The following is a 21,725-nucleotide window of genomic DNA, read 5'->3' on the forward strand; positions in this document are numbered from 1 at the left end:
GCGGGCGATGCGGTTTGTCCTGATGTTGGCGAAGGTGTCGCAGAAGGGGGTATGAAGCAGAAGTTGTCGTCGTGTCTTCGCGTCTACGTGTCGATCAATCGACATGTCGTATGATCGACGATCAGATCGTCATTGCGCGCGCAGCGAAGCAATCCAGTGAAGGATCAAGACGCCCTGGATTGCTTCGCTGCGCTCGCAATAACGGGAACGACATGTCGCCATGTCGACGCGCCTACATAGCGACACGTCGATCATAGCGGCAGGCCGAAGCGCGGGCCGATCAACGTCATCGCCGTATAGAGCGCGACCGTCAGCGCACAGCCTGTGACGAGCGCAGGCCAGAAGCCGACACCGTGGCGCAGCAACGCCGGGATCAGCAGGAACATCGGCAGCGACGGCAGCACGTACCAGAAGGTCGCGCCGGCGTGCGCCGCCATGTTCGCGGCGTCGGGTTTCTCATGCCACAGCCACATCATCCCGAGCACCGACACCAGCGGCAGCGAGGCGACCAGCGCACCGACGCCGGGATAGCGCTTCGCGAGCGTCGAGGCCCCGGCGATCAGCAAGCCGGAGACGATGGACTTGAGCACGAACGGAATCATGCCCGTCGGTGTAGCGCGCGGGGAGGGGAGGGAAGGGGGCTGTCGGCATGTCGGCCAATCGACATGTCTACAACCAGACAGCCCGACAGCTTGTGCCCGGCGGCGATGCGGCCCAGAAGAAGGACATGACCCTTCCTACGCTTCCCTGGACCGGCGGCTGTCGTTGCGGCGATGTCCGCTTCAGCATCGCGCAGCCGCCGCTCATGACGATGGCCTGCCATTGCACCGGTTGCCAGCGAATGTTGGGCAGCGCCTTTTCGACCTCGATCGCGGTGCCGACGCCGGGCTTCGCGGTGACGCAGGGCACGCCGGTGATCGGCGGGCTGCACGGCGCGCAGGTCCGCCATCATCATTGCGACCGCTGCAAGGGTTGGCTGTTCACGCGCATCGAGCCCGACATGGGCTTCGTCAACATCCGCGCGACCGCGCTCGACGACGCGGGCTGGTTCGTGCCGTTCATCGAGACCTGGACCGATGAGGCGCTGCCCTGGATGACGACGCCCGCGCGCCATCGTTACGCAGGCTTCCCGCCGGCCGATGCCTATCCGGCGCTGATCGCAGAATTTGGAGCGGAATAGCCATTCGACGTGTCGATGTGTCGACATCGGTCGTGGAGGGTAGGGTGGCAACGTCCCGACATTCGCAGCCTCGGCACTCAACTCGCCGTCTCCCCTGCGCAGGCAGGGGCCCATGGCTATCACCACTGGCGCTTCGTATGGTGTCGACATTTCGACATGTCGAACAGCTTATGCCGTGTACGCCAAGACGTCATCGGTGATGCATAGTCAGCGTTACAGGGCATGTGACGAGGATAGCCCACGCCGAGGCGAAACCTGTGATCGTCACCCGAACAGCCGCCTGTGAAGCGTCTCGTTTCTCCCTGTCCGTGATGCCATCTCGCGAAAGCCCATCCGGGAACACGTTCTGGTAAAGCCTGTCGAGCGCGACCGCGCAATCGGCTGGCACCGCTCGGCTGTCTCCCCGAACCTTCGTTTTCAGCGACGTCGAACGGCAATATCGTGGACGGCGAGGGTGACGCTACGGTGCATCAAGGCCGAGACGAGCACCGAGGAAAGCAATGCGGATTCACGACGGGAAGGTTGCGATCGTCATCGGCGGCACGCGCGGCATCGGTGCAGCGATTAGTCGAAGGTTGGCGAATGATGGCGCATCAATTGGGGCAACCTTTCTACGTCGATCAGGTGACGCCGAGCGTCTTGCGGGCGAGTTGCACGCGGCCGGGCATCATGCGCTGATGGTGCAAGTAGACGTAAGCGATGCAGGGGCGCTCAACGACGCAATCGATCGCATCGTAAAGCATTTCGGCCGCCTCGATATTCTGGTGAGCGTCGCTGGAACCGCGATTGTAGGACCGCTTGAGGCTTACGAGGACGATGCGTTCGACCGCTCTTTCGCGCTCAACGTCAGGGCACCATTCCTTGCGGCAAAGAAGGCGGCAGGCTTGATGGCCGAGGGCGGCCGGATCGTCACGATCGGAAGCATCGTGGCAGACAGGATGCCCGGCGCTGGCGGCACGCTCTATGCGGCGAGCAAGGCCGCATTGGGGGTATGACACGCGGCCTGGCCCGAGATTTGGGTGAGCGAGGTATAACCGCCAATCTAGTGCAGCCGGGCCCGATCGATACTGAACGCAATCCAGCGGACGGGCCGAATGCCGTCGCAAATCGAAGCCCGCCTGCAATCCCCCGACATGGCACGTCTGACGAAGTGGCCGGACTTGTCGCATATCTCACTTCGCTCGAGGCGGGGTTCGTGACCGGCGCGACCTACAATATCGATGGCGGTTGGAGCGCGTGAGCAGCCGCTGATCCAACTTTCCCGTTTCACCATCCCATTGGAGAAAGCGCTCTCAATCGCGCTCTCCGCGCAACGCGCTGTTCCTCGCGCAGATCGCCTGCCTTGCGGACGACATCCTTGCAGGCCTGCGGTTATGAATCATTATGAACAGCCTGACAGAGGCAAGAGTGATGATGGCGGCATATGCCAGAATGACCATCGTGGTCCCCGAGCCGATGGCGGAGACGATCCATGCCGCCATCGCAGCGGGCGAATATGCGTCGGCGAGCGAAGTGGTGCGCGATGCGATGCGCCTGTGGAACGAACGCCGCGCCTTTCGGGCGGAGGAATTGCGGCTGCTGCGCGACGCCTAGGACAAGGGCAAGGCCAGCGGCGTTGCCGGTCCACTCGACATGAAGGCAATCATCGACGAAGCCCGCAGCGAGGCCGACGCCGCGCGCTGAGATCACCGCGATCGTCCTATCGCGTCGCGCCCGCGAGGATCTCAAACGGATCTGGACCTATATCGCGCTTGACGACGACCATGCTGCCGACAGGCTGCTGCTAGCGCTGGACGCCAAGATCGAGCGCTTACGGGACTTTCCCGGCATCAACACGGCGCGCGACGACATTCGGCCGGGTGCCCGCACGCTCGTCCACGGAAGCTACCTGATCCTCTATGAGCATGATGCCGACGCCGATCAGGTCGGGATCGTCGCGGTCGTCGAAGGAATGCGCGACCTCGACTGCCCGTTCTGAAGGCGACGTTGCGCGATGGACGGTACGGATCGCAGCGATATTCTCCCTTCACCCTCCATTGTGAGAGTCCGTCCGCAGACATATCGCACATCGCGAGGAGGTATTCTGGGCCATGACGCTCAACGAGCTGGGCACACGCATCTGCATCATGGGACCGTCGAACAGCGGCAAGTCGATCCTCGCGGAGGCAATCGGACGAACGCAGGGCTTGGAGGTGGTCCACCTCGATCGGCTCCACCATCTTCCGCACACCGACTGGGTTCCACGACCGCCGGACGAGTTCGCGGCGCTTCATGATACGGCGATCACCGGCGACCGCTGGGTGATCGAAGGCAATTACTCCCGGCTGCTTCCACAACGGCTGGAACGAGCGACCGGCTTCATCCTTCTCGACGTGCCGACGACGACCAGCCTGTATCGCTATGTTCGGCGCTGCTGGTTCGAGCGCGATCGTCGCGGCGCGCTGGAGGGCGGTCGCGATAGCGTGAAAAGGGACATGATCCGGCACATCATCGTCGCCACCAGAGCCAACCGCATCCGCTACCGGGACATGATCGACGGCGTCAGCCTGCCCAAGGTGCAGATCACGACGACCAAGGCGCTGGCAGCCTTCTATCACTCCAATGGCCTCAGGCGCTAAGCCGCACATCTATCTTCCCCAAACGAGACGGCGTTCGTCGCTTAGGGTCTCCTTACGCGCCGAACCGAGATGGCTTCTCAGCGCAGGTTTACGGTCATCCTCCAGCCGGACTCCGTGGACATCGCGACATGTCGACATGCCGACATGTCGCGATGTCGTGCCCGCAGCCGAGAGATAGCGGTCGCTGTCCCCGCAGGAGCGACCACACCGGGGCAGGGAGAGGAGGCGCCCCTTCAGCAACAGCGCGGCGGCGCGCCCTTGCCGACGCCATAACGCCGCTCGATCCGGTCGCGGTGGAAATCCCCGCGGTCCAGCACCGGCTCGCCGGGGTGGTGCGCAGCGCGATGCGCGAGGTACGCGTCGTAATCGGGGACGCCGACCATCAGCCGCGCAGTCTGTGCCGCCTTACGCCACCACGACATCGCCGACCTCCTGCCCGATCTCCTGCGCGGTCGGGCGGTCGCTGGCGAGCGCGCGGCGCGCCACCGCCACGCCGTAGACCACGATCGCGAGCACCAGCACGACGAAAAACGCGCACACCGCGGCGTCGACCCGGTCGTTGAAGACGATCCGCGCCATGTCGGCGAGGGTCTTGGCGGGGGCGAGCCGGCGGCCCTCCGCCAGCGCGGTCGCGAACGTGTCGGCGTGCGACAGGAAGCCGATCCGCGGGTCGGCGTGGAACAGCTTCTGCCACCCCGCGGTCAGCGTGCAGATCAGCAGCCAGAGCGTCGGCGCGATCGTCACCCAGGCATAACGCTGCCGCTTCATGCGGAACAGGATCACGGTCGCCAGCGTCAACGCGATCGCGGCGAGCATCTGGTTGGAGATGCCGAACAGCGGCCACAGCGTGTTGATCCCGCCGAGCGGATCGGTGACGCCCTGGTACAGGAACCAGCCCCATGCCCCGACTGCCAGCGCGGTGGCGAGCAGGTTCGGCCCGAGCTTCTCGGTCGCGCGCATCGCCGGGATCGCGCTGCCGAGCAGGTCCTGGATCATGAAGCGCGCCACGCGCGTCCCCGCGTCGACGGTGGTGAGGATGAACAGCGCCTCGAACAGGATCGCGAAATGATACCAGAAGGCCATCAGCGCCTGTCCGCCGATCACGCGGCTGAGGATATGCGCCATCCCCACCGCCAGCGTCGGCGCGCCGCCCGCGCGGCTGAGGATCGTGTTCTCGCCGACGTCGCGCGCAATCTGCGTCAGCGTCTCGGGCTGGACCTGGAAGCCCCATTGGCCGATCGCCTGTGCGGCGCTGGCGACGTCGGTGCCGATCAGCGCGGCGGGGGCGTTCATCGCGAAATAAACCGCCGGGTCGAGCACGCACGCCGCGATCAGCGCCATCACCGCGACGAAACTCTCGGTCAGCATCGCGCCGTAACCGATGAAGCGCAGGTCGCCCTCGGTCGCGATCATCTTCGGTGTGGTGCCGCTGGCGATCAGCGCGTGGAAACCGGACACCGCACCGCATGCGATCGTGATGAACAGGAACGGGAACAGCGCGCCCGCGAACGCCGGGCCGGTGCCGTCGACAAAGCGCGTCACCGCGGGCATCTGCAGCTCGGGCCGGACGATCAGGATGCCGAGCGCGAGGCCGGCGATCACCCCGATCTTGAGGAAGGTCGACAGATAGTCGCGCGGCGCGAGCAGCAGCCACACCGGCACCACCGAGGCGATGAAGCCATAGGCCATCAGCGCCAGCGCGAGCGTCGGCCCGTCGAGCGTGAAGACGGCTGCGAGGGCAGGGGAGGCGGCGACATGCTGCCCGCCGACGATCGCGGCCATCAGCAGCACGAAGCCGATCCCCGACATTTCGGCGATCCGGCCGGGGCGCAGGAAGCGGCCGTACAGCCCCATGAACAGCGCGATCGGGATCGTCGCGGCGACGGTGAACGTCCCCCACGGGCTATCGGCGAGCGCCTTGACGACGACCAAGGCAAGCACCGCGAGCAGGATGACCATGATCGCGAGCACGCCGACCAAGGCGATCGTGCCGGGCACGCGCCCCATCTCGGTGCGGATCATGTCGCCCAGCGAGCGCGCGTCGCGGCGGATGGAGCAGAACAGGATCAGGAAATCCTGCACCGCGCCGGCGAACACCACCCCGACCAGCAGCCAGAGCGTGCCGGGCAGGTAGCCCATCTGCGCGGCGAGCACCGGCCCGACCAAGGGACCGGCGCCGGCGATCGCGGCGAAATGGTGCCCGAACAGCACGTTGCGGTCGGTTGGCACGAAGTCGAGCCCGTCGGCGCGCCGCATTGCGGGCGTGGCGCGCGCGGGGTCGACCTGCGCGACGCGGGTGGCGATGAAGAGCGCGTAGAAGCGGTAGGCGACGAGATAGATGCACAGCGCCGCGGTGACGATCCACAGCGCGTTGACCGGCTCGCCGCGACGGAGCGCGACGACCCCGAGCGCGCCGACGCCGAGCAGGGTGACCGCGCCCCAGATCAGCCACTCGCGCGGGGTGTGCGGTGTGAGCCGTGGTTGCGCCGCCGCCATGTCGATCCTCTCGTCCTTATCGTTGACCGAGCATCGCATCCCGGCACGCGCTGCGCCAGTGCGGTTCGACAAGCGTCGATGTGTCGACAAGTCGGATCGACGACACCTAGGGCGCCGTTTCGCTGCGCTCCAGTTCGACGATCTCGAAGGCATGATCGCGCCAGCCGCGTTGGCGGGCGGCTTCGGCCAGGGGCGCGCGTTTGCGTTTTGCCTCGGCGAGCGAATTGGTGTGGCCCCAGAAGATCTCGGTCTTGCCGTTCTCCAGGGTGGCGACGATCCGCCAGTAATGCGTGAAGGGCTGGGCGGTCGGGCCGATCGTCTTGATATAGCCGTCGGGTAGCCGCGCGGTCAGATAATGGCGCCGTTTCGCCATGTTACGCGCCGACCGCTACGCGCGATCAATGCCCGTAGGTCTTGATGCCACGGCGGCGCAGCTTTTCCCGGCGCCGCTTGCGCATCACCACGATGCCGGTCGGCACCGCGGCGATCACCAGCACACCGATGATCGCATAAGCGACCAGTTCGCGGGAGAGCTCGATCATGATATTCCTGTGGCATGGAAGCGCGACGGTGTCACGCCATTAGGGATTGTCGGAAACATTCCAGAGGTCAAGCGGGCGGCCGCGAGATCCAGCGCGTTGCCAGCCACTTGGCACCGCTGCGGACCGGCAGTCCGGCATGGCGACTGGCAGGGTCGGGGCGGCCGTCGGCCAGCGTGTTGAAGAACAGCAACGCATCGCCGCCGCGCGGGGTCACCGTCACATCGGCGGCGGGGAAATGCGTCTCGCCGCCCGCGAAGCCGCCGTTGAGATAGATCAGCATCGTCGCGATCCGTTGATTGTCGGTGCCATGGATGGTGTCGAAATGCGGGCGATATTCCTGTCCGGGACGATAGCGGAGCACGGTCAGCGCCTCGCCCTGTGCGACGGTGGTGCCGCTGGACGCCGCGATCCGCGTATTGATCGCGCGCACCACGAGGTCCTCGTGGACCGGGCCGATCGCGGCAGCGTCGGAGGTGCGGATCGGGTGGGGGACCCAGCGCCCGGTCGCCGGATCGATGATCCGCGCCGGCTCGAGCATCGCGCCCGCGACACCGGCGACGTGCGCGCATTCGGCCGCGGTGAGGAAGCCGGGGAAGTGGACGATCCGCGGTGTCGTCGCGAGCGGCTCGCCGGGCGAGGGCGACGACGGCGCGCCATCGGCATCGAGTGCCATCGCGTCGACCAGCGCCAGGTGCGCCGCCGCGACGGTGTCGCCGCGTGCGGCAGTGCGCAGCAAGGCGAGCGCCGCCGGCCAATCGGGTGCGCCGCCGCTGCCGTTCGCGGTCAGCGCGACCTCCATGAGCGCGGCGTCGACATGCCCGATCTCGACCGCGCGGCGCAGCAGGGCCCGCGCGCGGGACAGGTCGCGCGCGACCGGCGCGCCGCGCAGATGCCAGACCGCCAGCAACATCGCCGCCTCGGCATCGCCGGCGGCCGCGCCCTCGGACAGCAATGTCACCGCGACGTCGATTTCTCCAGTCGCCGCCAGTTGTTCGGCCCGAGCGGTCCGCACGTCGGCCATCGCGGTGGTCTCCTCAAACGAAAAGGGGCCGGGCTAGGCCCGACCCCTTTCCTTAGCATGACCCGGCCGGATCAGAAGCGGGCGGTGATGCCCGCGTAGAAGAAGCGGCCGCGATTGTCGTAGATGCCCGAGCCGAGACCGATACCGGTCAGGCCGTAGGGCGGGTTGACGTCGCCGACGTTGTTGACACCACCATAGAAGTCGACCTTGTCGTTGACCTCGATGTTGAAGTTGATGTCGTTGTAGGTGACCGCCGGATACTTCTTGATCGGCGCGTAATCGGTGTTCTGCGCCGGCTGGCCGTTCACCGCATTATAGTCTTCCCAGGTGTTCAGGTACATGCTGTCGATCCAGCGCAGGGTGTGCCCGATGCGGACACGCCCGAACGTCAGGTTCGACAGGATGTTAAAGCGATCCGACGGCAGGCCGAGTTCGTCGGTCTGGACGTTCCTGAAGTTCGGCCGCGCCGGATCGGTGAAGCGGTCGAGCTGGATCATGTGGTTCCACACGCCGCGCAGGTTCGCGCGCACGAACCCGAAGTCGCGGCTGTAGACGACCTCCGTATCGATGCCGCGCGTACGCAGCTGCGCATAGTTCTGCGGCACGTCGCGATACGTTCCCTGAAGGATCTGGTACGGCACCTCGCCGGCCGGACCGCCATCGGCACCCGCGCGCTGGAACAGCGCGCAGAACTGGTTGTCGAGCGTCGGCGAGTCATAGCACGCGTCGAGCGCCTGCTGGACGGTCGGACCGGTGATGACGTCCTTCACCTTGATGTCGTAATAATCGACCGAGATCGACAGGCCAGGCAGGAAGGTCGGCTGGAACACGCCGCCCAAGGTCAGCGAGTTCGAGGTCTCCGCCTTCAGGTCCGGATTGCCGCCGCTCCGGATCTCGATCGACGAGGTATAGACGAAATCGTAGTTGGTCGGGATGCCCGCCGCGGCGCAATTGGCCGCGCGCGTCGCCGAGCCGGTGCCGATGTTGCGCAACGAGCACGGATCGTTCGGGGCCGGGCTGAAGTTCTGCCCGAGCGGTGCGCCGGTTTCGCCGAGATACGGCGCACGCACCGCGCGCGAATAACCGCCGCGCAGCAGCAGGTCCTGCACCGGACGCCATTCGAGGCGGCCGTCCCACGCATAAACGGTGCCCGCGCCGCCCTTATAGTCGGCGACACGGCCGGCGCCGCTCAGACGCAGTTCCTTGAACAGGAACACGTCCTTGAGGAGCGGGATCGACAGCTCGCCATACGCTTCCTTTACCTCGAACGCCGGGGCGCGGAAGCTGGGGATCGCGTTGTAGAAGTTGTAGCCGGCCTGCGTGAGCGGATCGAGGTCGTAGCTCAGCGTCTCACGGCGATATTCCGCACCGACCGAGAAGCCGACCGGGCCGCCCGGCAGCTCGAACAGCTGGCTCAGGTCACCCGCGACGAAGCCGTTGACGACGAACTGCGTCGCCTTGCCGCTCGCGGTGGTCGGCGAGACGAGGTAGTTGCGCGCTGCGTCGCTGGTCGAACCCTGACCGAACGGGTTGAGCGGAACGCAGGCGGCAACGTCCGCCGCCAGCCGCGCCGGATCGCCACCGACGTCGTCGCCGGCATAGGCGCCGTTGACCTGCGAACGGCAGACGATCTGCCCGGCCGCGTTCAGCGTCGTGTCCTGCGCGAGCAGGAAACGCTGCGTGTTGACGTTGCCGGTGATGACGCTGTTTTCCTTGTGCTGGCCGTAGTTGGCCGACACTTCGTAGTTCCAGTCGTCGTTGAAGTTGCCGCGCACACCCACGACCGCGCGGAACGTGTCGCGCTGCAACCGCTCGTCACGCGTGCCGAGATCGACCCAGTTGCGACGCGACGAGAAGCGGTAGGTGCCCGCCGCGACCTGTGCCAGCGCCGCGGCCTGGTTGGCGGCGGCCTGTTCGGCGGTGTTGTTCGCGGTCTTGAAGGCGGAGCCGGTGTTCGGGTTCACGCCCGAGTTGATCGCGGCGACCAGCTGCTGCGAGATCGTGCCGCGCGCGCCCGCCGACAGATACGGGTTGTCGAGGCGGATGCCCTCGCGGTTGACGTTGCTGGTGCCCGCGTTCGAGTACGAACGGTCGGTGAAGCCGGAGATCGTCGCGGCGTCGCCCAGCGTCGTGCCCTGCGAGAAGAACGGGCCGCTCTGCGAGCCGAACGCCTCGGTGCGGACGTACTTGGCCTCGATGAACGGCTCGAACGCCGGGGTGACCTCGAAGCGGCCGAGGATGTTGACGACGTAGCGGGTCGTGTCGGGCGACAGGACGAGCAGCTTGCCGTCACGCCCGGTCGCGCCGTTGCCGCCGACGAAATTGCCGTTCGGGCCGAGGCCGACGCGCTGGCCGGTCTGCGGCGTCAGGCTGCCATCGGGCTGGAACAGATAGGCGCAGGTGAACGCCGAGCCGACCGCATCGGCGCCGCACGCCGGCGTGCCGTTGCCGTAACGGAAGCCGAGCTGGCCACCGAGCCCGATCGTGGTGCTGCGGATGTCGCGGTAGAAGGTGCGGTCGAACACGCTGTCCGCCGGCGCGCTGGCCGGATCGGTGTCGACGACGACGAAGCCGTCGTTCTGGCGCAGGTTGCGGCGGCCCGCGGCGTAATAATCCTGCTGGTGCGCGAATTCGGCGTTGATCGCGATATTGCCGCGGCCGTCGGCGAAGTTCTTGCCGGCGAGCAGCGAGACGATCTGGTTGCCCGCGTCGCCCTTGTCGCTGATGCCGCCCTGCGCACGGATCTGCGCGCCTTCGTAGTCGCGCTTCAGCACGAAGTTGACGACGCCCGCGATCGCGTCCGACCCGTAGACCGACGACACGCCGCCGGTCAGGATGTCGACGCGCTCGATCAGGTCGGTCGGCATCGTGTTGATGTCGACGGCGTTGCCGTTGTTGATGATGTCGGCGGTGACGTGGCGGCGGCCGTTGACCAGCACCAGCGTACGCGCGCGATCGAGGTTGCGCAGCTCGAGGAAGTTGAGGCCGCGCGTACCCAGACCCGAGGTCGAGTTCTGCGAACCCAGCGACGGGCGCAGCTGCGGCAGCTGGTTGAGCGCGTCACCGATCGAGATACGCCCGGTCTGCAGGATTTCCTGCGGGGTGATCGTCGTGATCGGGATCGCCGAATCCTCGTTCGGACGGCGGATGCGCGAGCCGGTGACGACGACGTCTTCGCCGCCGACATCGACGCCCGCGGTTTCAGGCTGGGCGGCGAGCGCGCCGGTCTCGGTCTGCGCGCTGGCGACCGACGGGATGGCGGCAAAAGCGCCGATGATCGCCGTGGCGCAAAGGTAACGCGACAACTTCATGGAATTAACCCCTTTTTCATATGGGGTTCATGAAGACCACTGATCGGCGCAGTGACAAGCCGCGAGCGCGTGATTGCGCAACTGTAATAAATGTTTCTTTCGATACAGTCACATAAAAGTCACGCTTTATATATAGGTAGTCCCGGCCCTATTCGGCTTGGTTTGGCAGAAAGTTACATTCTACCGATCCCGCCTGTTAGATTTTGATTAATGGGCCGCCCTAGCGCAGGAAAATTGCGCCAGCCCCATTGCGTAACGCGATCAAGGCCTTACGCAACATCCTAACAGACCTTTGATATATTTCTCTTTTCGTTGCGGGAGCGTCATCACTGGGTGTGATGACGTCACGTCGATCCGGACTCGTCGATCGGCCCGGTATCCGCCCGATCTACCGCAGCTTCGCAATCGACAGCCCGTCTTCCTTCGCGCGGTCCTTGACCGATTCCTCGCTGCGAGTCAGCGCCTTGGCGATCGCCTTGAGCGCCATGCCCTTTTTGGCGAGCTGGTGGAGCTTCTGGATCTCGTCGGGGCGCCACGGCTGGCGGTGGCGTTCGAAGCGTTCGGCCATGACTTACCTCAATTGGCGGGGATCGAGCACGACGTGGCGGATCCGCATGCGGTTCCACGTATAGCTGATGTGGATGCGGCCGTCGCGCGACTGGATCACCGCCGGATAGGCGTAACCGTCCTTGATCGGCCGGGTTTCCAGCGTCGGCCCCGCGCGCCAGTGCACGCCGTCGTCGGACAGCGCGACGTTCAGCGGCCAGCGCGGGCCGTCGCCGGGGGTCGCGGGATCGTGCGCGGCATGGTTGTAGACGATCAGCTGCCGCCCGTCGGCGAGCGTCACCGCATCGGTGCCGGCATTGGGATTGGGCAGCGCGAGCGCGGCGAGCGGCGACCATGTCCGCCCGCCGTCGCGCGAGCGGCTGGTGGCGACCACGCCCTGCCGGGTGCGCGCGACCAGCGCGAGCGTGCCGTCGCGGAGCGTCAGCACGCTCGGCTGGATCGCCTCAAGACCGACCGGCGAGGCGATCTCAGGCCCGGCGGTCCATGTCCGCCCGCGGTCGGTGGAGCGTTCGATGCGCAGGAACCAGCGATTGTGCTCGGGCGTGCCGACCTCGCGGCTCGACGGCGACAGCCAGGTGCCGTCGGGGAGCACGACCGGCTTGTTCTTGATCGGGCCGAGCACGCCGTCGGGAAGCCGCACCGGCGCGCTCCAGTGGCGGCCGCCGTCGGTGGAGGTGACGACCATCCCCCACCAGTCGCGCGGGTTGGGGCCGACCTTGTAGAAGAGGTGAAGCGGCCGGCCGGTGGGCTGGAAGAGGACCGGGTTCCACGTCGGATACTTCGCGTCGCGCGCGACCGCGACCGGGCGCTCCCAGCCTTTGGCGCTACGGCGCGCGAACCAGATCGCGACATCGGGACGCCCTTCGCCCGATCCGCCGAACCACGCCGCGGCGATCGTGGCGTCGGGCAGCTCGACGATCGTCGAGGCGTGCGCCTGCGGATAGGGCGGGGCGGGGTCGATATATTCGGACGTGACGATGGCGCCGGGTGGCGCGACGGCGGTGAGCGCGAGCAGCAACGGCGCGGCGAGCAGCAGCCGGCGGGTGGGGGAGGGCAGGGGCATCGCGCGCGGGCTTAGCGTGGTGGGGTGAAGGACCCAAACGTCTTGCGGAAGGGGCGGGGGCGGATGCCCCGATCCGTCATTGCGAGCGCAGCGCGGCAATCCAGGGCCGATCAGGACGCCATGGATTGCCGCGCTACGTTCGCAATGACGAGCAATTATGCCGTCAGCCAGCACTCTGCCTCGCCCAGGTCGAGGAAGGTGCGGCAATTGGGGCCGACCAGATAGCGCTCGGTCTGCAACTTCGCGAGGTTGTTCGCGACCACCGCCGCGATCGGCCGCGACGTGACCTTGAGTGCGCGCGGCATCATCGCGGCGAGCGCGTCGACGACCTGCGGCGGCTGGATCGCCCCGGCGCTCAGATCCGCGAGCACCACGAACGGGCCGTGCCGCAATCGCGCCGCGGTGCCGCGCGCGAGCAGCTCGGCGATGAAGGCAGCGGTGACGCCAGGGGTCCAGAACCCGTGGGTCACGATCGTCAGCCGGTGCGCCGCGGGGTCGTGGTGGATGGTGTACAGGGGAAGGGCTTTCGCGAGTTTCCCGCGACTTACGGGGAAAGGTATCGCCGAAGCATTAAAGCTTGTCCTGCCCCGAGCTTCGTCGAACGGTGAGCACCTCACCCCAGCGTAAACATCCCCGCCAGCCCCTCGGCCTCCGCAGACGGTGCGACCCACAGGCGGAAGGCGCCGGGTTCGGTGGTCGGTTTCAGGTCGCGGCCGGTGAAGGCCAGATCGGCGCGGGTGAGGGTGAACTCGACCGTCCGGCGCTCGCCGGGAGCGAGCGTGGCGCGGGTGACCGCCTTCATCAGCCGCACCGGCTGCGTCACGCTGGCGACGACATCGTGGACGTAGAGCTGGACCACCTCGGTCGCCGTCACGCGCCCGTTGTTGGCGATGGTGGCGCGTATCGTCAGCGGCGCGGCGTCGGTAAGGGCGCGGGAGCTAAGCGAAAGGTCGGAATAACTTATCTTTCCGTAGGTCAGGCCGTGTCCGAAGGGGAAGGCGGCGCTGTTCGGAAGTTCGCGGAAGTGCGCCTTATAGGGCTCAAGCGCACCCGGCGGATTGGGACGGCCGGTGCTGCGATGCGCGTAATAATAAGGCACCTGCCCGCTGGCGCGCGGGAAGGACACCGGCAGCCGCGCCGAGGGCGATACCGCGCCGAACAGCACGTCGGCGATCGCCGGGCCGTCCTGCGAACCGAGGAACCATGTCACCAGGAGCGCCGGTGCCTTGGCCACCGCGCCGGCCAGCGCGAGCGCGCGGCCAGTGCGCAGCAGCACGACATAGGGCTTGCCGGTCGCGGCGATCGCCTCGGCGAGCGCCTGTTGCGCGGCGGGCACGACGATCTCGGTGCGCGACTGCGCCTCGCCCGACATGTTCTGCGTCTCGCCGATCGCGAGCACCACCACATCGGCGGCGCGCGCCGTGGCGACCGCGCGCGCCACGTCGCTGCCGTCGTCGACGGTCGCGCCCGGCGCGATCGCGCGCACCGCGGTTTCGAGGTCGACCGCCTCGCGGTCGGTGCCATAGACGTTCCACGGGCCGATCAGGTCGTGGCCGCCGCCCGCGAACGGGCCGATCAGCGCGATCTTCTTGCCCGAGCGGGGAGGGGAAGCAGATCGCCCTCGTTGCGGAGCATGACGATGCTGCGCGCGCCGGCCTCGCGCGCAAGCGCCAGCGTCTCGGGGGTGCGCAGCCGCGCCTTTTCGCGCGCGGGATCGATGCGGCGGAACGGATCGTCGAACAGCCCGAGCGCGACCTTGAGCGCGAGCACGCGGCGCACCGCCTCGTCGAGCCGCGCCATCGGCACCTCGCCCTTCTTGACGAGGTCGGGCAGGTGCTTGAGGTACAGCCCGCTCTGCATCGACATGTCGACCCCGGCGAGGAAGGCGAGCCGCGCGGCGTCGCGACCGTCCTCGGCAAAACCGTGCGCGATCAGCTCCTCGTCGCCGGTGTAATCGGAGACGACGAGCCCGCCGAAGCCCCATTCCTTGCGCAGGATCGTGTTGAGCAGCCACGGATTGGCGGTCGCGGGAATGCCGGACAGATCGTTGAACGACGCCATCACGGTCGGCGCGCCGGCCGCGAACGCCGCCTGGAAGGGCGGAAAGTAGATGTCGCGGAGTGTACGTTCCGACATGTCGACACTGTTATAGTCGAGCCCGGCCTCGCCCCCGCCATACGCGACGAAATGCTTGGCGCAGGCGGCCACCGCATCGGGGGACGCAATGCCGCTGCCCTGAAAGCCCTCGACGCGCGCCGCCGCGATCATCCGGCCGAGCAGCACGTCCTCGCCCGCGCCCTCGACCCCGCGCCCCCAGCGCGCATCGCGCGCGATGTCGACCATCGGCGCGAAGGTCCAGTCGATGCCGGAGGCGGACGCCTCGACCGCCGCAGCGCGCGCGGTGCGGCGCACGAGATCGGGGTCGAAGCTGGCCGCCTCGGCGAGCGGGACCGGGAAGACGGTGCGCAGGCCGTGGATGACGTCGGCGGCGAACAGCAACGGGATCTTCAGCCGCGAGCGACGCACCGCCTCGGTCTGCATCCGCCGCGCCATCTCGGCACCATTGCCGTTGAAGACGCCGGTCAGCTCGCCGCGGCGGACCATCTTCAATTGCGCGTCGAAGTTGGAGGCCGCGCCGGCCGGGTTGAGCGAGATCGCCGCACCACCCGCCCAGGCGGCGGCGAGCAGGTTGAGCTGCCCGGCCTTTTCAGCGAGCGTCATCCGCGGGATCAGCGCCTCGACCGACGCGGGGAGGGGGCGGGCGGCGACAGTCGCGAGCAACGCGCGCGCCGGGCTCGCCGACCATGCCAGCGCTGCGCCCGCGCCGGCCAGCCATGCACGCCGCGAGATGTGTCGATCCTGTCCGTTCATCCTGCTCCCTTTCCGCTTCGTCCGCGCGCCATCCACGCGGTCAGCGCGTGCTACCTACGCCGTCGCCCGGGACTTGATCCGGGGTGACAGGTGGGGGTGTTCCGCCACACAACCGGTGCCCCACCCCTTCGTCATTGTGAGCGTATCGAAGCAATCCAGGGCGTCCTGATCCGGCCCTGGATTGCCGCGCTGCGCTCGCAATGACGAGCGATTGATTATCATCCTGACCTCATGTAAGCGGTTTCTGTAAGCGGTTACAAGCCCGCGTTGCCGAGAGGATGCCTTGCCGGCCATGTCGCCTGCCCGACCTAATTCCAGTGCCGCCCCCGCACCGCGGATCACGCATGCGACGATCCATGACGTCGCGCGCGTGGCCGGGGTGTCGGTCGCATCGGTGTCGCGGGTGTTCAACGGGCGCGATCATGTCCGCGCGGCGATGCGGACGCGCGTCGAGGAGGCCGCGGCGCAGCTCGGTTACGTGCCGCACGCCGGGGCGCGCAGCCTGAGCATGGCGCGGACCGGCGCGATCGGGGTGGTGCTACCCGATCTGCACGGCGAGTTCTTCTCCGAATTGCTGCGCGGGATGGACCGCGAGGCGAGCACGCGCGGGCTGGGGCTGTTGCTGACGGTGCTCCACGACGGGCGCGGGCTCGACACGCTGGCGGCGTTGCGCGGGCAGGTCGACGGGCTGGTGGTGATGGCGCCGCAACTCGATCCGGCGGTCGTCGCGCAGCATATGCCGCGCGGCGTGGCGACGGTGTTCCTGGCGTGCGCGCCGCAGGACGGCAGCCCGAGCCTCAGGATCGACAATCGCGCCGGGGCGGCCGCGGCGGTCGCGCATCTGGCGGCGGCCGGCGCGCAGCGGATCGTCCATCTCTCCGGCCCGGCGGACAATCTCGACGCGCAGGAACGCCGCGCGGGCGCGGAGGAAGCCGCCGCGGCTGCGGGCGTGGCGCTGAGCGTCGTCGAGGGCGACTTTCGCGAGGGCAGCGGCGCGGTGGTCGGCGAGTGCGTCGCGGCGGGGACGCTGGAGGCCGACGCGATCTTCGCAGGCAATGACATGATGGCGATCGGCGCATTGATGGCGCTCAAGCGCCACGGCGTTTCGGTGCCCGAACAAGTGGCGGTCGCCGGGTTCGACGACATTCCGCTCGCGCGGCTCGTGTCGCCGGCACTGACCAGCGTCGCGATCGACATCGCCGCGATGGGCGCGCGCGCGGTCGCACAGCTTGCGGCACGGATCGCCGCGACGCGTGACGGGTTTTTGGAAGATGCATCCAGCGGAGCGGACGAGGCAATCGTCCCGCATCTGGTGGTGCGTGAAACGACAATAGAAACAAGCAGGCAGGGACAAGGGATATGAAGAGCAACGCTTTCCGGCTGGCGCTCGCCGGCGCGACGATGCTGGCAGGGCTGGGCACCGCGGTGACGTGGAGCGCGCCGGCCGCGGCGCAGGCAGGGCAGGCGGCGCTGCGCGGCGTGATCCGCTCGGCACCCGACAATCCGGTGCAGGACGTGACATTGGTCGAGGTCGACACCGGCTTCCGCCGCACCGTCGTGCCCGGTGCGGACGGCAGCTATAACTTCCCGTCGCTGCGCGCGGGCGCGTACCGGCTGGAGATCCGCCTCCAGAAGGGCACGCGCAATTCCGACCAGTTCACGCTGCGCGTCGGCCAGAACGCCGGGCTCGACCTCGACCTGACCACCGCAGCCGCCCCGGCGCAACCGGCACCCGCCGACAACACCGCCGGCGAGACCGCGCCGCCTCCTGCAGAAGCGCAGGAAGGCGATATCATCGTCACCGGCAGCCGCATCCGCTCGCTGTCCGGCGGGCAGGTGGGCGTCAACATCACCCCGCGGCTGATCGAGCAGCTTCCGCAGAACAGCCGCAACTTCCTCGCCTTCGCCGATCTCGCGCCGGGCGTGCGCTTCCTCGAGGGCTCCGACGGCAGCTCGCGCATCCAGGGCGGTGCGCAGGGGTCGAACTCGGTCAACGTGTTCATCGACGGCGTCAGCCAGAAGGATTACGTGCTGCGCGGCGGCCTGACCGGGCAGGACAGCTCGCCGGGCAATCCGTTCCCGCAGCTCGCGATCGGCGAGTATCAGGTGCTGTCGTCGAACTACAAGGCGGAGCTGGATCAGGTCAGCTCGGTCGCGATCATCGCGGGCACCAAATCGGGCACCAACGAATTCCACGGCGAAGGCTTCTTCGACTTCACCAACCAGAGCCTGCGCGAACGCCGCCCGACCGAGATCTTCCCGAACAAGATCGCCAAGATCGCCTCGGAGGACAAGCAGTTCGGCGCCGCGCTGGGCGGGCCGATCGTCAAGGACGTCGCGCACTTCTTCGTCAGCTACGAAGGCAAGCGCCGGCAGGTGCCGATCGACATCCTGCCCACCAACGGCGTGGCGGTGTCGAGCCTGCCCGCGAAGTACCAGGACATCTTCGGCTCGGCGAATTCGACGTTCAGCCAGGACCTGTATTTCGGCAAGATCGACTTCGAGCCGACCGACAAGGACCTGATCGAGCTGACGGGCAAATATCGCAACGAGACCGGCGTGCAGATCGGCAACGGCAATGCCGCCTTCTCGACGCGCACGCTGAGCAAGGTCGACGAGAAGCGCGGGATGCTGCGCTGGCAGCATAGCGAGGAAAAGTGGATCAACGACATCCGCCTTTCCTATGAAGACGTCGCCTGGTCGCCGCAGCCGGCCGAGAACGGCATCGGCCAGCAGTTCCGCACCACGACGCGCAACGGCACCAGCACCTCGACCTTCGACCTGTTCCGCACCGGCGCCGGGCTCGGCTTCCAGGACAAGGGGCAGAAGGGCTGGACGATCCAGGACGATTTCACCTGGACCGGCGTCGAGAACCATACGTTCAAGGTCGGCGCGAAGGCGAAGTGGGTGACGCTCAACTCGCTCGAGCAGAATCTGATCAACCCGCTGTACCTGTATGACTCGACGCTGCCGGTCGCGAGCGGGTTCAACGACGAGACGCCGTACAGCCTGCAATTCGGCGCGATCGGCCCGCTCGGCGATCCGCGCATCCGGTCGAAGAACTTCCAGCTCGGCCTGTATGCGCAGGACGATTGGGACGTGACCGACCGGCTGACGCTGAACCTCGGGCTGCGCTGGGATTACGAGCGGACCCCGGCGTTCCTCAATTACGTGACGCCGGCCGAGAACGTGACCGCGGTGTCGCCGGCCAATTACCCGAACCTGGTCAACGCCGACTATAACATCAACGATTACATCACCAACGGCAGCCAGCGGAAGGCGTTCAAGGGCGCGTGGCAGCCGCGCGTCGGCTTCACCTATCGCCTCGACGAGCAGGGCCGGTTCACGGTGTTCGGCGGCTATGGCCGCTCCTACGACCGCAACCAGTTCGACTTCCTCCAGCAGGAGCTGTCGAACGGCCGCTTCCAGCGTCGCGAGTTCCTGTTCCAGAACGCCGATACGGTGAACCCGTGCACTCCGGGGCCGAATTGCATCCCCTGGGACCCGGTCTATCTGACCGAGGCTGGCCGCCAGCAGTTGATCGCGGGCGGCAGCCCGGGCGGGCGCGAGTTCCGCTTCATCAACAACGACCTGAAGGTGCCGTATTCGGACCAGTTCAGCCTGGGGCTGCGCGGACGGTTCAATCCGGTCGAGGTCGAGGTCGGCTATACGCGGATCGTCAGCAAGGACGGGTTCGTCTATCTGCTCGGCACGCGCCGCACCGACGGCTCGTTCTTCGCACCGTCGCCGACCGACGGCACGCCGCAGAGCCCGAACACCGGCTTCGCGCCCGCGGGTTACGGCGCGATCATCCTGGGCGACAACGGGCTCGAGACGAAGGCGGACTCGGCCTATGCCAAGCTGACCAAGGCCTATTCGGCGGCCTCGCCGTGGAGCATCGACGCCACCTACACCTTCACCGCGGCGGTCGATAACCGGCCGAACAACGACCAGTCGTCGTACTTCCTGCTCGATTTCCCCAAGGCCTCGGATTACCCGATGCTGCGTTCGGGCGTGGTGCCGCGGCACCGCTTCGTGGTGGCGGGCAGCACCGATACGCCGCTGGGCGTGACGCTGTCGGCGAAGTTCCAGATCGAGAGCCCGACCTTCCAGCGCGCGTTGCTCAACACCTCGACACCGTATCAGCGAACGCTGGTCGGCTCGGAAGTGTTCGGGCTGGGCGATCGCTGGGGCCGGCGTCAGCTCGACCTGGCGTTCACCAAGTACGTGCCGCTGGGCTTCATCAGCGACGAGACGCGGATCCGCATCCGCGTCGACATCATCAACGCGATGAACGACCGCAATTACGTCGACTATAACAACGACCCCGGCGACACGACGCGCACCCCCGGTTCGCCGAGCGTCTATCGCGAAGTGTCGACCTACAGCATCGGCGGCAACCCGCCGCGGACGGTGAAGCTGTCGGCGGGGTTCAACTTCTGATGCCTCCTCACCGTCACTCCGGCTCAAGGCCGGGGTGACGGCAAGGGGCCAGGAATGACGATCACAGGGGCAAGGATGACGGAAAGGACCGCATGACGTTCGACCGACGCGACATCCTGCGCGCGACCGCGCTCGGCGGGGCGGGGTGGCTGGCGGGGTGCACCGCCGGGCCGCTCGCCCCCAAGCAGGCGCCGCGGCTGGCGTTCCCCGGCGTGCTGCCCGAGATCGGCACCACGCCCGCCAGCGCCAGCGACCCGCTGATGGACGACATCCAGCGCCGCACCGTCAGCTATTTCTGGAACACCACCGATCAGGTGACCGGGCTCGCCCCCGATCGCTGGCCGACGCCGAGCTTTGCCTCGATCGCCGCGGTGGGCTTCGCGCTCACCACCTATCCGATCGCGGCGACGCGCGGCTGGATCACGCGCGCCGCGGCCGCGCAGCGCACGCTCGCCACGCTGCGCTTCTTCGCCAATGCGCCGCAGGGGCCGGGCAAGGACGGGGTCAGCGGCTACAAGGGCTTCTTCTACCACTTCCTCGGCGTCACCAAGGGGCATCGCTTCGCCCGGACCGAGCTGTCGACGATCGACACCGCGCTGCTGCTCGGCGGGGTGTTGTTCGCGCAGACGTGGTTCGATGACGAGGCCGATCCTGCCGAACGCGAGATCCGCGCGCTCGCCGACCAGCTCTATCGCGCGGTCGAATGGGACTGGATCACCCCGCGCAAGCCGTTCGTCTCGATGGGCTGGCATCCCGAGAGCGGGTTCATCGGCTCCGACTGGAACATCTATAACGAGAGCCTGATCCTGTACGTGCTCGCGCTCGGATCGCCGACCCACGCGCTGCCGCCGACCACCTGGGATGCGTGGACCGCCAAGTTCGACCCGTCGTGGGACGAGAATTACGCCAATCCCTTCACCGCCTTCCCGCCACTGTTCGGGCATCAGTACAGCCAGGTGTGGATCGACTTCCGCGGCGTCATGGACACCTATTCGAAGCGGCGCGGGTTCGATTATTTCGAGAACAGCCGCCGCGCCACCTATGCGCAGCGCCGCTATGCGATGCGCAACCCGGCCGGCTGGCGCGGCTATGGCGAGAACGTCTGGGGGCTGACCGCGTGCGACGGGCCGGGCGACTTCGTCCGCGAGATCGACGGGCGCAACCGCGAATTCTTCTCGTATTCGGCGCGCGGCCCCGGCGACCGCGACGACGGGACGATCGCGCCGACCGCCGCGCTCGGCTCGGTGGCGTTCGCGCCCGAGATCGTGCTGCCCGCGGCACGCGCGATGTATTCGACCTACGGCACCGCGATCTACGACCGCTACGGCTTTCGCGACAGCTTCAACCCGACGCTGACGCTGACCGACGTCAAGCTCCAGCACGGCAAGGTCGTGCCCTATATCGGCTGGGTCGCGGACGATTTCCTCGGCATCGACCAGGGGCCGATCGCGTGCATGATCGAGAATTGGCGCAGCGGCCTTATCTGGAAGACGATGCAGAAGAACCCGTACATTCGCGCTGGGCTGGAGCGCGCCGGGTTCGCAGGCGGGTGGCTTTCACCGACATAAGTGAAAGACTTCCTATAGTTAACCGTTAGAGGCTCGCGGATGACG

The 21,725-nt window shown here is 67.2% G+C and carries 17 protein-coding genes and 2 pseudogenes; 8 read left to right on the forward strand and 11 right to left on the reverse strand.

Annotation, left to right across the window (positions count from 1 at the left end; genetic code table 11):
- Positions 1-251: 251 nt before the first annotated feature.
- Positions 252-602 (reverse strand): DUF3147 family protein, encoded by a 351-nt coding sequence (locus QP166_RS18380; RefSeq protein ID WP_333917401.1) that lies wholly within the window; start codon positions 600-602, stop codon positions 252-254.
- A 125-nt stretch (positions 603-727) separates the two neighbouring features.
- Here QP166_RS18380 and QP166_RS18385 point away from each other — a divergent pair, with 125 nt between their 5' ends.
- From QP166_RS18385 to QP166_RS18405, 5 genes and pseudogenes are all read left to right on the forward strand, one after another.
- Complete coding sequence (locus QP166_RS18385; protein WP_333917402.1) at positions 728-1,180, forward strand: GFA family protein; 453 nt, start codon at positions 728-730, stop codon at positions 1,178-1,180.
- 500 nt (positions 1,181-1,680) lie between these two features.
- Positions 1,681-2,420: pseudogene (locus QP166_RS18390) on the forward strand (SDR family oxidoreductase).
- 191 nt (positions 2,421-2,611) lie between these two features.
- Positions 2,612-2,773 (forward strand): ribbon-helix-helix domain-containing protein, encoded by a 162-nt coding sequence (locus QP166_RS18395; protein ID WP_333917403.1) that lies wholly within the window; start codon positions 2,612-2,614, stop codon positions 2,771-2,773.
- 100 nt (positions 2,774-2,873) lie between these two features.
- Complete coding sequence (locus QP166_RS18400) at positions 2,874-3,158, forward strand: type II toxin-antitoxin system RelE/ParE family toxin (protein ID WP_333917486.1); 285 nt, start codon at positions 2,874-2,876, stop codon at positions 3,156-3,158.
- Positions 3,159-3,270: 112 nt separating this feature from the next.
- Entirely contained in the window at positions 3,271-3,798 is a 528-nt protein-coding gene (locus QP166_RS18405; RefSeq protein WP_333917404.1) for an AAA family ATPase, read from the forward strand.
- A gap of 233 nt (positions 3,799-4,031) precedes the next feature.
- On the opposite strand, the gene QP166_RS18410 is transcribed toward QP166_RS18405, so the two are convergent.
- From QP166_RS18410 to QP166_RS18455, 10 genes and pseudogenes are all read right to left on the reverse strand, one after another.
- Positions 4,032-4,220: a YbdD/YjiX family protein gene (locus QP166_RS18410; RefSeq protein WP_333917405.1), complete on the reverse strand. Its 189-nt coding sequence runs from the start codon at positions 4,218-4,220 to the stop codon at positions 4,032-4,034.
- Positions 4,204-6,294 carry a carbon starvation CstA family protein gene (locus QP166_RS18415; protein WP_333917487.1) on the reverse strand — a complete coding sequence of 697 codons (2,091 nt, stop codon included), beginning with the start codon at positions 6,292-6,294 and terminating at the stop codon, positions 4,204-4,206. Before QP166_RS18415 ends, QP166_RS18410 begins: the two co-directional genes overlap by 17 nt.
- A 106-nt stretch (positions 6,295-6,400) precedes the next feature.
- A complete protein-coding gene (locus QP166_RS18420; RefSeq protein ID WP_333917406.1) occupies positions 6,401-6,667 on the reverse strand; it encodes a hypothetical protein in 267 nt (88 codons plus the stop codon).
- Positions 6,668-6,692: 25 nt separating this feature from the next.
- Positions 6,693-6,836, reverse strand: a complete 144-nt coding sequence (locus QP166_RS18425; protein ID WP_333917407.1) for a hypothetical protein — start codon at positions 6,834-6,836, stop codon at positions 6,693-6,695.
- Between the two features lie 67 nt (positions 6,837-6,903).
- Positions 6,904-7,857, reverse strand: coding sequence for a 2OG-Fe(II) oxygenase (locus tag QP166_RS18430; protein ID WP_333917408.1), 954 nt, complete (start codon positions 7,855-7,857; stop codon positions 6,904-6,906).
- A 71-nt stretch (positions 7,858-7,928) separates the two neighbouring features.
- Positions 7,929-11,168 carry a TonB-dependent receptor domain-containing protein gene (locus QP166_RS18435; RefSeq protein WP_333917409.1) on the reverse strand — a complete coding sequence of 1,080 codons (3,240 nt, stop codon included), beginning with the start codon at positions 11,166-11,168 and terminating at the stop codon, positions 7,929-7,931.
- A 388-nt stretch (positions 11,169-11,556) separates the two neighbouring features.
- Positions 11,557-11,736, reverse strand: coding sequence for a hypothetical protein (locus QP166_RS18440; protein ID WP_028964939.1), 180 nt, complete (start codon positions 11,734-11,736; stop codon positions 11,557-11,559).
- A 3-nt stretch (positions 11,737-11,739) separates the two neighbouring features.
- Positions 11,740-12,798: a sialidase family protein gene (locus QP166_RS18445; RefSeq protein ID WP_333917410.1), complete on the reverse strand. Its 1,059-nt coding sequence runs from the start codon at positions 12,796-12,798 to the stop codon at positions 11,740-11,742.
- A gap of 155 nt (positions 12,799-12,953) precedes the next feature.
- On the reverse strand, positions 12,954-13,268 hold the full coding sequence (locus tag QP166_RS18450) for a hypothetical protein (protein ID WP_333917411.1): 315 nt from the start codon (positions 13,266-13,268) through the stop codon (positions 12,954-12,956).
- 143 nt (positions 13,269-13,411) lie between these two features.
- Positions 13,412-15,669 (reverse strand): annotated as a pseudogene (locus QP166_RS18455) (glycoside hydrolase family 3 N-terminal domain-containing protein).
- Between the two features lie 292 nt (positions 15,670-15,961).
- Here QP166_RS18455 and QP166_RS18460 point away from each other — a divergent pair.
- The 3 genes from QP166_RS18460 to QP166_RS18470 all read left to right on the forward strand — a co-directional run bounded on the left by QP166_RS18460 (position 15,962) and on the right by QP166_RS18470 (position 21,680).
- On the forward strand, positions 15,962-17,032 hold the full coding sequence (locus QP166_RS18460) for a LacI family DNA-binding transcriptional regulator (protein ID WP_333917412.1): 1,071 nt from the start codon (positions 15,962-15,964) through the stop codon (positions 17,030-17,032).
- Positions 17,029-20,112 carry a TonB-dependent receptor gene (locus QP166_RS18465; RefSeq protein ID WP_333917413.1) on the forward strand — a complete coding sequence of 1,028 codons (3,084 nt, stop codon included), beginning with the start codon at positions 17,029-17,031 and terminating at the stop codon, positions 20,110-20,112. The genes QP166_RS18460 and QP166_RS18465 overlap by 4 nt, the downstream gene beginning before the upstream one ends.
- 92 nt (positions 20,113-20,204) lie before the next feature.
- Complete coding sequence (locus QP166_RS18470) at positions 20,205-21,680, forward strand: glucoamylase family protein (RefSeq protein WP_333917414.1); 1,476 nt, start codon at positions 20,205-20,207, stop codon at positions 21,678-21,680.
- The last annotated feature ends 45 nt before the right edge of the window (positions 21,681-21,725 follow it).

Origin of the sequence: Sphingomonas sp. LR60, from assembly GCF_036855935.1 — a bacterium.
In the GTDB taxonomy this organism is placed as follows: Bacteria; Pseudomonadota; Alphaproteobacteria; order Sphingomonadales; family Sphingomonadaceae; genus Sphingomonas.

Excerpts from the sequence above, each read along its gene's own strand:
- QP166_RS18410 (WP_333917405.1), bottom strand. The coding sequence starts at position 4,220 with ATGTCGTGGTGGCGTAAGGCGGCACAGACTGCGCGGCTGATGGTCGGC.
- QP166_RS18435 (WP_333917409.1), bottom strand. The coding sequence starts at position 11,168 with ATGAAGTTGTCGCGTTACCTTTGCGCCACGGCGATCATCGGCGCTTTT.
- QP166_RS18445 (WP_333917410.1), bottom strand. The coding sequence starts at position 12,798 with ATGCCCCTGCCCTCCCCCACCCGCCGGCTGCTGCTCGCCGCGCCGTTG.
- QP166_RS18385 (WP_333917402.1), top strand. The coding sequence starts at position 728 with ATGACCCTTCCTACGCTTCCCTGGACCGGCGGCTGTCGTTGCGGCGAT.
- QP166_RS18415 (WP_333917487.1), bottom strand. The coding sequence starts at position 6,294 with ATGGCGGCGGCGCAACCACGGCTCACACCGCACACCCCGCGCGAGTGG.
- QP166_RS18440 (WP_028964939.1), bottom strand. The coding sequence starts at position 11,736 with ATGGCCGAACGCTTCGAACGCCACCGCCAGCCGTGGCGCCCCGACGAG.
- QP166_RS18395 (WP_333917403.1), top strand. The coding sequence starts at position 2,612 with ATGACCATCGTGGTCCCCGAGCCGATGGCGGAGACGATCCATGCCGCC.
- QP166_RS18420 (WP_333917406.1), bottom strand. The coding sequence starts at position 6,667 with ATGGCGAAACGGCGCCATTATCTGACCGCGCGGCTACCCGACGGCTAT.
- QP166_RS18380 (WP_333917401.1), bottom strand. The coding sequence starts at position 602 with ATGATTCCGTTCGTGCTCAAGTCCATCGTCTCCGGCTTGCTGATCGCC.
- QP166_RS18470 (WP_333917414.1), top strand. The coding sequence starts at position 20,205 with ATGACGTTCGACCGACGCGACATCCTGCGCGCGACCGCGCTCGGCGGG.
- QP166_RS18425 (WP_333917407.1), bottom strand. The coding sequence starts at position 6,836 with ATGATCGAGCTCTCCCGCGAACTGGTCGCTTATGCGATCATCGGTGTG.
- QP166_RS18460 (WP_333917412.1), top strand. The coding sequence starts at position 15,962 with ATGTCGCCTGCCCGACCTAATTCCAGTGCCGCCCCCGCACCGCGGATC.
- QP166_RS18430 (WP_333917408.1), bottom strand. The coding sequence starts at position 7,857 with ATGGCCGACGTGCGGACCGCTCGGGCCGAACAACTGGCGGCGACTGGA.
- QP166_RS18465 (WP_333917413.1), top strand. The coding sequence starts at position 17,029 with ATGAAGAGCAACGCTTTCCGGCTGGCGCTCGCCGGCGCGACGATGCTG.
- QP166_RS18405 (WP_333917404.1), top strand. The coding sequence starts at position 3,271 with ATGACGCTCAACGAGCTGGGCACACGCATCTGCATCATGGGACCGTCG.